This window comes from Moorena sp. SIO4G3 (genome assembly GCF_010692305.1).
Classification (GTDB): domain Bacteria; phylum Cyanobacteriota; class Cyanobacteriia; order Cyanobacteriales; family Coleofasciculaceae; genus Moorena; species Moorena producens_A.
Window position 1 is genome coordinate 1 of record NZ_JAAHIG010000336.1, and the last position, 9,583, is coordinate 9,583.

General features: G+C 40.9%; 9 protein-coding genes. 7 read left to right on the forward strand and 2 right to left on the reverse strand.

What is annotated here, in order from left to right:
- Positions 1-31: 31 nt before the first annotated feature.
- The gene (locus F6J99_RS35510) at positions 32-163 is read right to left on the reverse strand and encodes a hypothetical protein (RefSeq protein WP_293120236.1); all 132 of its coding nucleotides are present in this window, start codon (positions 161-163) and stop codon (positions 32-34) included.
- Between the two features lie 591 nt (positions 164-754).
- On the opposite strand from F6J99_RS35510, the gene F6J99_RS35515 reads away from it, so the two are divergent.
- The 5 genes from F6J99_RS35515 (at position 755) to F6J99_RS35535 (ending at position 6,498) form a co-directional block, all read left to right on the forward strand.
- Positions 755-910: a hypothetical protein gene (locus F6J99_RS35515; protein WP_293120238.1), complete on the forward strand. Its 156-nt coding sequence runs from the start codon at positions 755-757 to the stop codon at positions 908-910.
- 505 nt (positions 911-1,415) lie between these two features.
- Entirely contained in the window at positions 1,416-1,676 is a 261-nt protein-coding gene (locus F6J99_RS35520) for a hypothetical protein (RefSeq protein WP_293120240.1), read from the forward strand.
- An 863-nt stretch (positions 1,677-2,539) separates the two neighbouring features.
- The gene (locus F6J99_RS35525) at positions 2,540-3,826 is read left to right on the forward strand and encodes a sigma-70 family RNA polymerase sigma factor (protein ID WP_293120242.1); all 1,287 of its coding nucleotides are present in this window, start codon (positions 2,540-2,542) and stop codon (positions 3,824-3,826) included.
- Between the two features lie 590 nt (positions 3,827-4,416).
- Entirely contained in the window at positions 4,417-5,427 is a 1,011-nt protein-coding gene (locus tag F6J99_RS35530) for a sigma-70 family RNA polymerase sigma factor (RefSeq protein WP_293120244.1), read from the forward strand.
- Positions 5,428-6,159: 732 nt separating this feature from the next.
- Positions 6,160-6,498, forward strand: coding sequence for a hypothetical protein (locus F6J99_RS35535; RefSeq protein WP_293120246.1), 339 nt, complete (start codon positions 6,160-6,162; stop codon positions 6,496-6,498).
- A 204-nt stretch (positions 6,499-6,702) separates the two neighbouring features.
- Here the strand turns inward: F6J99_RS35535 and F6J99_RS35540 are convergent, their stop codons facing one another.
- Positions 6,703-6,858, reverse strand: a complete 156-nt coding sequence (locus tag F6J99_RS35540; RefSeq protein WP_293120248.1) for a hypothetical protein — start codon at positions 6,856-6,858, stop codon at positions 6,703-6,705.
- A 323-nt stretch (positions 6,859-7,181) separates the two neighbouring features.
- Between F6J99_RS35540 and F6J99_RS35545 the strand changes: the two genes are divergently transcribed.
- Together F6J99_RS35545 and F6J99_RS35550 are read left to right on the forward strand one after the other, a co-directional pair.
- Entirely contained in the window at positions 7,182-7,811 is a 630-nt protein-coding gene (locus F6J99_RS35545) for a hypothetical protein (protein WP_293120250.1), read from the forward strand.
- Positions 7,812-8,767: 956 nt separating this feature from the next.
- On the forward strand, positions 8,768-9,193 hold the full coding sequence (locus F6J99_RS35550) for a hypothetical protein (protein WP_293120252.1): 426 nt from the start codon (positions 8,768-8,770) through the stop codon (positions 9,191-9,193).
- Positions 9,194-9,583: the final 390 nt, after the last annotated feature.

Here is a 9,583-nt window from a genome sequence, read left to right on the forward strand (position 1 = left end):
TACGAGCCGGACAACTTCCGCTCACTCCAGTTCAGACGTGTCCTCTTCCGATCTCCCATCTCCCCATCTCCCCCTCTCCCCATCTCCCCATCTCCCCATCTCCCCATCTCCCCATCTCCCCATCTCCCCATCTCCCCATCTCCCCATCTCCCCATCTCCCCATCTCCCCATCTCCCCACCCTCCCTCTAATTATGGGTATTCAACCGGACTTGATATTAGTTATCTCTATTTCACCCTTTAGATAGAAATAAAAATAATCTGTTTTCGGTAGTGGTACACAATTCGTGATTTTAGCTCCCCTTACTTTCACCAGACCCTAGCTAAATCAGTACATCTTTACCACTACCCTATTTTTCTCTAGAGACCAAATTTTTAATTACATGTTGCCCACCCTACAGAGCTGATAGCATTTCTATTTGAGTTGTGAACAGAATCCTTTAAAGAAAGGCTAGAGGCTAGAGGCTAGAGGCTAGATATAATCAAATATATAGGCATTTTGGGGAAGGTAAAAACCTCTAATCATTGTTTACAAATCCTTTGTAACATAATTTAAATTGAAGGTAAAAAGTTGAAGTTTACAGGTTGTTAATGTGTAGTAGAGAAAACAAGTTAACTTAAGGTTAATAAAAAGAGGAGAAAAAGAGAAAAAAGGCTGAAAAAAAATTTAATAAACAATCCCAACTCAAGCTCTGACTGCACTTGAAGGATTAAGTTGACGAACTTAACTTGTTTTATTAGAACAAGTATGGGATAGTGAGTTTTGGTGCATCAACAGGACTGATTCTGGCAACAAACCTCAGTTCTGATCGCCCATGGGGCGAAAATGCGGAACAGGAAGTTGCTTCTTGGGTCAAGTTCCTCTTGGAAAAACTGTCTGATCGAGATAGCAGCGCCTTTTGGGGGCTGTAAACTCGAAGCTGCACTCGGACAAAAGGGTGCAGGGTGCGTCTTACTTTGATAAATGTTACTTAGGGTTCTTTAGGGAGCAGCTCGCCCTAATTTTCCCCCTCCTTAGCAGTGTTGGGAGAGCCTGTTTCGTAATGCAGCATCAGGTCAAATAGCTTTTAGGATATGCGCCCTGAGTAGGGTGCGTGTTCGATGGCGGTGCTTAATAATGGAATGATTTTAATGCTGAGGTGGAATGGGCATCTTGCCTGTTCCAGCGGTGCTTAATAATGGAATAATTTTAATGCTGAGGTGGAATAGGCATCTTGCCTGTTCCAGCGGTGCTTAATAATGGAATAATTTTAATGCTGAGGTGGAATGGGCATCTTGCCTGTTCCTGGCATGGCTTAATCATGGATTTTAATGCTGAGGTGGAATAGGCATCTTGCCTGTTCCTGGCATGGCTTAATCATGGATTTTAAGGCTGAGGTGGAATGGGCATCTTGCCTGTTCCTGGCATGGCTTAATCATGGATTTTAAGGCTTTAGTGGAATGGGCATCTTGGTGGAACAGGCATCTTGCCGTGGAATGGGCATCTTGCCGTGGAATGGGCATCTTGGTGGAACAGGCATCTTGCCTGTTACAATCTTCGCGCGGGCAGGATGCCCACTCTACTCCTATTCATTGCTTGATTCAGCAACGCCCAGCAACGCCGGACAAGGAAACAAGATCAGCCAAGTTTCCAGATTTTAAATCCAGCAGTCACAAAATAAATCCGAAACCGTCTTAGAAGTGGGCTGGACAAAACCGCAAGGATAAGGATAGCCTCAAACCGGATTGTTATGGAGGATGTTCTAGTTTTATTTCAGGACTTTTTACCAACACTAGTAAGAGGTAAAGAGGTAACTTAAAACTTCAGCGGTCAGCTTTGTGGCACAGGCTTCCAGCCTGTGACTTAACTCATATAAAAAAAATGGTTACCTGTTTGATTCACAAACTGATAACTGAACGCGCACCCGTGCGCGTAGCGCATTACCTGATAATAGATGAATGATTACCTAGAGGTTAATTATGGCAATATAAAAAAATAATATATGTTCCTTTAAATACAAAATTTAATTTTTTTTTTCAACCCTAGAGAGCCTATAGGATTTATATTTGAGTTGTGAACAGCATCCCTTACAGGACTTACGCATGTGCCCCCTAAATCCCCCAATTCTGGGGGACTTTGACATCATTACCCCCAGAATTGGGGGGCTAGGGCGCAACTTAACCGCCTAAGTCCTGCCTTAAAGAAAAGCTAGAGGTAAGAGCTAATTAACTATGTAGGAATTTTGGATACTCTAATCATTGTTTAAAAATGATTAGTGGACTCTATCATGACGTATTTTTTAATTATTGATTAATATTGGCATCTATAAGCTTAAACAATTAGGAATTAGGTAAAAAAAATTAACAAAAACTTCTAACTAAAGCTATGACTACACTTAAACTATTAAGTTGACTAACCTAACTTGTTTGACAATAACGAGTATGGAATAATTAATTTTGGTGCATCTCAGTTTTGTAAAAACATGAAATTGGAATACTTCAAGTCTGATTAGATTCTTTAGATTCTGATTAGCTGGTTAGATCAGGGATCCATTTACAAATATGAGATTAAGGCGAATTGAGTTTGGTGTTTCATCAGGACTGATGCTGGCAACAAACCTAAGTTCTCATGGCCAATGGGGCGAAAAGACGGAAAAAGAAACAAGTTCTTGGGTCGAGCCTCTCCTGGAAAAACTGTCTGATGGAGATAGCAGCGCCTTTTGGCCCCTGTGGGAACACTATAAAGACTATCTTTACAATCGCTGCTTGAGCTGGATGGGGGGTAATCGCTCCCAAGCACAAGATGCTCTTTCTGAGATCATGCTGAAGGCTTGGGAAAAATTGCCCAAATTTGCTGCAAAGATTACTAATATCAAAGCATGGCTGACCAAATTTGCCCGTAACTTCTGTATAGACCGACATCGAGAAAACAAATCTGGGGCAATCGGAGTAGAAAACCTGGAAGAGATGGCAGTGCCAGAGGGGAATGGGTTGGTTACGGAATTCGATACCCCAGATTTAGTTGTAGAAAAGAGCGAACTATTAGAGGTAATCCTTAGTGCTCTAGAGGATTTGCCCGAGAATCAGCGCCAGGTATGTGTCTTGCGCTTTGAGCAGGAGTTGTCTCACCAAGAGATAGCTCAACGACTGGCAATTTCCAACGATAGCGTTCGTAAACGTATCCAACGAGCTAGGAAAATACTGCAACAGCGGTTAACTAAGTATCAGGCTGGGTTGGATGAGAAGGCTTATGGGGAGATCGCCCTTCTTGATGCAGTCGCTCATGGGGGGAACCCCCAAGACCGCGCTGCATCGCTTTTGCAGGAGATTAGGGGAGTAGAAGAGCAGGAGAGTAAGGAAGAAAAATACGAAGAAAGCCATGTCACTCTCTCAGACAAAGAAATAGGAAAAGGGGAGCAGGAGACAACTGAGAATTTGGAGTTTTTAAGGCAGATGCCAGTGTCGGAGTCTGCTTCAGTGGAAGAGCCTGATCAGGATTTAGAGAAAACGGGAGGAGAGATAATGTCACTGGTAGAGCCAGATTTGGCAGTTGATCCAGGATCTGAAATACCAAAAGTAATCCCAATTAAAAAAGAGCCCAGAAGTAGGGACAGTAAAAACCAGCAAATTTTAAGCAGGCAAAGAAGCTCCCAGGCATTACCCGCGTTGGTTGGACAATTACTGTTGCTAGGGAATGGGAGCCAAAAAGTACCAATAGAAAAGGATATTTCCCAGTTCCCAATCCCGATTTTGGCGACAATTGTGTCTTGGTGGGGTACTCTCAAAACAAAGGTAGAGCCAAGCAGCAATCACAAATTAGCTCAAGGGGATAGAGGACCGCCATTTTAGAGTAAAGTTGTCGTCACTGCGTGTCTCTCCAAAGAGGCTCTATAGCTGGATATTAAATAGTGATCTATCAGAGGCTGGTGTGTTTTTTTTCACGACCAGCAAATATTCCCATGACAACAAGCAGACAGTCATGGGAGGGAAAAGATGTTCCTTCCTAATGTCAATGAAGGGTCAAGGAAGGAGCTGCTTTTCCTATGAATTGATATATCGAGTATTTATAAATGAGATGTAAACTGATGAGGTATTTTTTTATTGTTCAATAAAACTCCGTATCTCTTTACCATCTTGCCTTTTGCCTATTGCATGGATGCCTTTTCCTGAAATACCTGTGTTCACAACCCAGATACAAACGCTATCGATAGGTTTATCTATCAAAAAGAGGAGATACAAGCCTTGGCAGTTTCACAATCAAGCATAAAAATATTTATGGTCACAAAAAGATTCCGAAATCGTTCTAGAAGTAGACATAACCAAAACGGAAGAAGGAAAGGGAACACAACTTTCTTTTGTCCCCCATAATTGGGGGATTTAGGGATTTATTGTCAATTTTTTGTCAATTTAATTAAAATTTACTACAACTTGATTATGATATGATGTCAGATATTCAATTAGAAGCCAGTTCTACTGCATTGGGCCAATCTCATCACTTTTCACAGAAAGAGTTTTGGCAGCAATGGCAGCAATATCGAGACTATCTCTATCATCGCTGTCTGAGGTGGATGGGTGGAAACCCTACCGATGCTGAAGATGCCCTGAGTCGGGCGATGATCAAGGCATGGGAAAAGGTGCAAAAATTTGCGGGGAAAATTGCTAATTTTAAGGCTTGGCTGACAAAGCTGACTCATAACCTCTGCGTGGATATTCATCGAGAACATTGTCGCAGCGCGAACCAGGTTGAGAATATAGAAGGGATTCCAGAGGAAAAAGGATTGGTTTCCTGTGACGATACGCCAGAAAGGGCTTTGGAAACAGACGAGAAAAAGATTGCCATCCGCCGTGCCATTGATAACTTACCTGCTCGGCTGCACCAGACCTTTATCCTGCATTTTTATCAAGAACTGTCTTATCGAGAGATAGCCCAACAGCAAGATATTTCCTACCAGAATGTCTGCAAGCGCATCTCCCAGGCGCGAGCCATTCTGCGAGAGGAGTTGAGGGAATATTTTATTGGGGAGGATGAGACTGATAGGGAATTATCGGTTACGTCAACTTTGGCAGCAACTGAGTCAGCAATTGGGGAAATGTCCCAGCCGAATGGGGAAGTTGAACCGATTGTGGGCGAGACGGTGGCATTATCTGTGGCGGTGGAGGAAGTGGAGAGTGTTGTGGGTGAGGAAGTGCGATTGGTGCAGCACTCTGAGTCAGTTACTGTTGCGGCTACTTCTGAGGGGAAGTTAGAGGTAAATAAAGATAGTTGTCGGTGCGTTGAGGCAGCGGTGTGTGAAAGGCTGGCTGCACCAATTTTGGCTTTAGCACTATTTGAGGAAGAAACTGGAAGTTGGGGGAATTTATGTCTGGTGGTCCAGAAGAAGCAAAAACAGTCAGAGGTGGGGAATGGAAGGGGAGAATTGCTGTTAGTTTCCCGCTCTCCTCCTTTGTAGCAACTCCTGAAAAGGATTTGAAGCTATAGCTATTTCTTGAAAAGTACCATGATTGCAAGTATCAAGCCAGAACTTACATGGGTAGGTATTTTCAAGGCTCAATCACTATATCCTTTAGAGCAGAGAGTTTGAGTGGCAAAGTAGTGTGCGATTAGTTAGCTATAAACCCTACCAGATAAAGGTTTGGGGGGATTAGCTGCTTGGTTTTAGAACCATATTACCTTCTGAATTCAAGAATAACATGAACACCCTCCACAATAACGCTTTTGTCGTAGTGAAATAGCAGTGTGATCGCCTAATCTTTTAAGGTGCGTTAGCGACAAAACAACGCACCTAGGAGGGTCTAGAGTAGCAAAGGTGATACCGGGGGTAATCTAGCCTGAAACCCTTCCTCTGAAAGGATGTCAGAAGTAGAAAACTGAGGGATTGCAGAGGTTCAAATAAGGAGCGATGGCTTTTCTTTTTTGTTGAAGGCGATCGCAGTTAGTAGAGTTTGGGAATGAAGGAGCGATCGCTTTTATTTTTGTGGAATGCGATCACAGTTGGTAGAGTTTGGGAGTGATAAGTTGATCTCCCCCTCTACTGCTTCTCTGGATTGTTCCATAGGGTGCATCAAATAAAAAAAACTCTAACTTGAAAAATTCAGAAACCACTGCTTGTAATCGTCTTTAAGGTGTTGAGACAAAAAAATAAAATTTTGTCTCAATTTTAACCCCTATTAACTAAAGAAAGATGAAGCGCATTTTCGGATTCTTGCTAGCCCTACTGGCTGTTGTTACATTTGCTGTCCCCATAGCCCATGCTGCCGAGGGACAAACTGTTCTACTCAGTAAACAAGGTCAGTTATCGGAAATACTTGCTAAAACTGCTGAAGAAGTGGTGGCATTTGACTACGAAAACCAAATTTTAAGGGACACAGAAATAAAAGATTATAATCAAAACCAAACACAAAATTGTTGGAGTGCAAGAAAGTGTCAAGGCAAAATTCTTAATCACAAAGATCGCCATAACTGCAAACTTTCTGGAGGTAAATCTTGGCAAGATCAATTTGGGCAGTGTTATCCTGTTTAATTAGGAGCCAGGGTAAACGCATCTAATTTTTTTATTCCTACATATAGTGTTTAGTGAATTCAAGAAACACTATATGTATCAAATCTATTGTGAATAAGCACAATAGCGATGCAGGTTTCGCACACAGCCCCTCCCCATGAGCGACTGCATCAAGACAAGACCCGGTTTATTGAGAACCACCCTAGGTTTATTGACAAGATGCGCTTACCCTGAATTAGGAGCCAAATCATGAATCTTCCCATTCAATCTCAACCAATAATAAAAAAAAAGATCAAGGAGTGCGATCGCAGTTGGTAAGGTTTGGGTATGAAAGAGCGATCGCTTCTGCTTTTTGTAGAAGGCGATGCTCGGTACGAGCATCTCTTTTTTTTTAGGGTACGAATGGTAGCGATAGCAGTTAGTAAAGTTTGGTAATGAAGGAGCGTTTGGTTTTATTTTTGTGGAAGGCGAACGCTTTCTAAACAAACACACTGAAACAGCTAAAAGTTAGTTTTATAAAGGGTTTTGGGCTTTGGAATGGGTTGAATGGGGTGAGTCGATATAAAAAAATTGGTGCTAACTCGAAAAATTCAGAAATAGGTTTTTGAGATCGTCTTAAGGGTGTAGAGACGGAGGACAAACAATTAGATTTTTAAATTTTGTCCAAAGTCAAATTAAAGTTCTCATCAACAAGGAGCAATCAAATGTCAAGTGAACAAATTACAGTGTACATTAATGAAGAGCAACTCAAGGCACAAAAAGAAAATAACTATAGCTTATTTCTTGCCAAGATGGTAAATCAAGATTTCACGGTTATTTGGCAATCGAAGGGACCAAAAGCAACGGTTGAAAATCCATCCTACGAATATCAAAACACCTTTAAACTGTTCATCCCTTCCTTCCAGGTAAATTATGCGAATAGTAGCCAAGAATTTTCTCCAGGCTCATCCTTCCAATCTAACGGAAAAAGTCAAAGCATAGAATTAGGACAAACAGTAGATCTTGATGATAGCGGTATATTTGGTGAACCCCAAAATGGCGGCAGCCCAGGTTCTATTTTGATTAAAAATCATCTACAAGGAAACCCTCATGAGGTATTACAGGATGCAAAGGGTAATAACATTTTTGTCAATACAACGAGTGGAATGGATATTGGAAAAGCAACATTGATTCCAAAAGACACATACCAAATATGGTTTGGCAATTATCAAGAAACTGGCACTATCATTGCCGATAATCGATCTAATGTGAAAACTGTTGTATTGGAAGGGGGAGACAAAAAAATAATTACCTACAATAAAGAAGGTGATTGGGTAGATGGCTCTCCAGAGTAAACGCATCTTGTTGGGTAACCGGGGATAGTTCTTAATAAACCCTGCCTTATTGTGCTTGTTGACAAGGCATTTTCCACATATAGTGTTTTGGTAATTACCAAAACACTATATATAGGATTCATAAAATTAGATGCGTTTGCTCTGTTGACCGTTGGGACTTTTAGATTATTTTCCGACGACAGCGATGGAAGAGCGTTAGGCTCTATCAATTCATTGACATCAACATTAAAAAATAGGAGAAAGCTATGCCTTGGAAAAAACAATATAATTTTCATTACAAAACTATGGCTTATCAGCAGTCATGCTTTCCTTGCAGTCTACAAATGGTATTGAGAAATTTAGGTCGATACTATGAGACCAACGAAATTGCTGGGGGGGCGATATGAGAGCTAAAAAGTAGACTGTATAAGCTTCATAGCTCTCATGCCTCGTAAATAATTATCGAGCTTATCGCGACTTAAACGCATCAATCAAATTTTCAACTAATCCCCAACATTTATCCATAAAATTAATCCACTTTTGGCCATAAGTACCAATATAAAAACTGCTATGCCTTTTAGTTAATCGCCCATATTATTTAACTCTAGCTACATAGTTTTGAACTCCTTGTCTTGATGCAGTCCCCATGAGCGACTGCATCAAGACAAGGACAAAAATCTCTGTATTTTTTTACGTCGTGAGCTAAATTGAATGGGTAAAGGGAGTGACTCTGCGATTTTTTCAAGTTTGACATTTTTGGTGTCTTGTCTAATTATTATTATTATAAGGTAAAAAAACAATAATTGAGATTCAGAAAGTAGATTTTTAAGATGTTTTTGATATAATTCTGGTACCATTTTCAATTGATAGGTCGTATTGACAAGTTATGACCTATCTTTTTTTACCATAATTCGCTCAATTTAAGATATATCAAGGGTTACAGGGCGCTTGTCGCCCCCCCAGACGAAATTGAGGATATGTGGAATGAATTACAAACTAAAAATGGAAAACCGGACTTGAACAAGGCAGCACCTAATGAAGATGATATTCATAGGAATCTTTCTCAAACAAACTTGAAGGGATCGGGATGTAGAATAATCACGCCGACAATGTTAGGAACAAATCTTAATGAAGAAGCCTTTAATAAAGAAGCACAAAGCTTTTTTAAAGATTTTAGAGGTTTAATCATTGGTGTTGAACACGCGACTGTAGTTTACAGAGCAACAAGTAGTTATGTTTATGTGCGTCCTGCTCCAGATTTACAGAACACTCAAACTGAGATCGACAACCAAGTACAACTTGAAGTAATTCAAGGAGATGATGGCAGTTATGCACTTAAGGTTTTTGGTGAAAGTAATCAAGATCTTAGCGTTGTAGGAAACTTTATCATGCTTTTGAGATAAAAGTACAATGAACGCTCATAGTGGTTAGATTCAGCTAATTTGGCGTTGCATAATTGAAGACGAGTCAGCAAGGTGACTTGCTGACTTAGTTTAACATTCAAGCGATCGCCATCAAATGTTCAAGGTGTGCATCAACCCATGTCCGCAAGAATGGCAGGAAAAATAGTGCGATCGCTTATCTTGTCGGGTGCGTTAACCAAGTGTAACGCACCTCTTTAACTATCAGTAATGCGTTCGCTTATCCTAGGGTTAACACTCCCATGGGAAAATCTACAACTAAACGCTTTGTTCGTAACCACAAAACACCTAAAAGAGTATTGACCAGTTCATCTCCTCCTAACACTTCAACCGTAAACTCCTCTTCCTCAATAACCACCTTTCCCTCATATA

Coding starts and splice junctions, on each gene's coding strand:
- F6J99_RS35520 (WP_293120240.1), top strand. CDS start 1,416: ATGGATTTTAAGGCTTTAGTGGAATGGGCATCTTGGTGGAACAGGCAT.
- F6J99_RS35540 (WP_293120248.1), bottom strand. CDS start 6,858: ATGCTCGTACCGAGCATCGCCTTCTACAAAAAGCAGAAGCGATCGCTC.
- F6J99_RS35510 (WP_293120236.1), bottom strand. CDS start 163: ATGGGGAGATGGGGAGATGGGGAGATGGGGAGATGGGGAGATGGGGAG.
- F6J99_RS35535 (WP_293120246.1), top strand. CDS start 6,160: ATGAAGCGCATTTTCGGATTCTTGCTAGCCCTACTGGCTGTTGTTACA.
- F6J99_RS35530 (WP_293120244.1), top strand. CDS start 4,417: ATGATGTCAGATATTCAATTAGAAGCCAGTTCTACTGCATTGGGCCAA.
- F6J99_RS35525 (WP_293120242.1), top strand. CDS start 2,540: ATGAGATTAAGGCGAATTGAGTTTGGTGTTTCATCAGGACTGATGCTG.
- F6J99_RS35545 (WP_293120250.1), top strand. CDS start 7,182: ATGTCAAGTGAACAAATTACAGTGTACATTAATGAAGAGCAACTCAAG.
- F6J99_RS35550 (WP_293120252.1), top strand. CDS start 8,768: ATGTGGAATGAATTACAAACTAAAAATGGAAAACCGGACTTGAACAAG.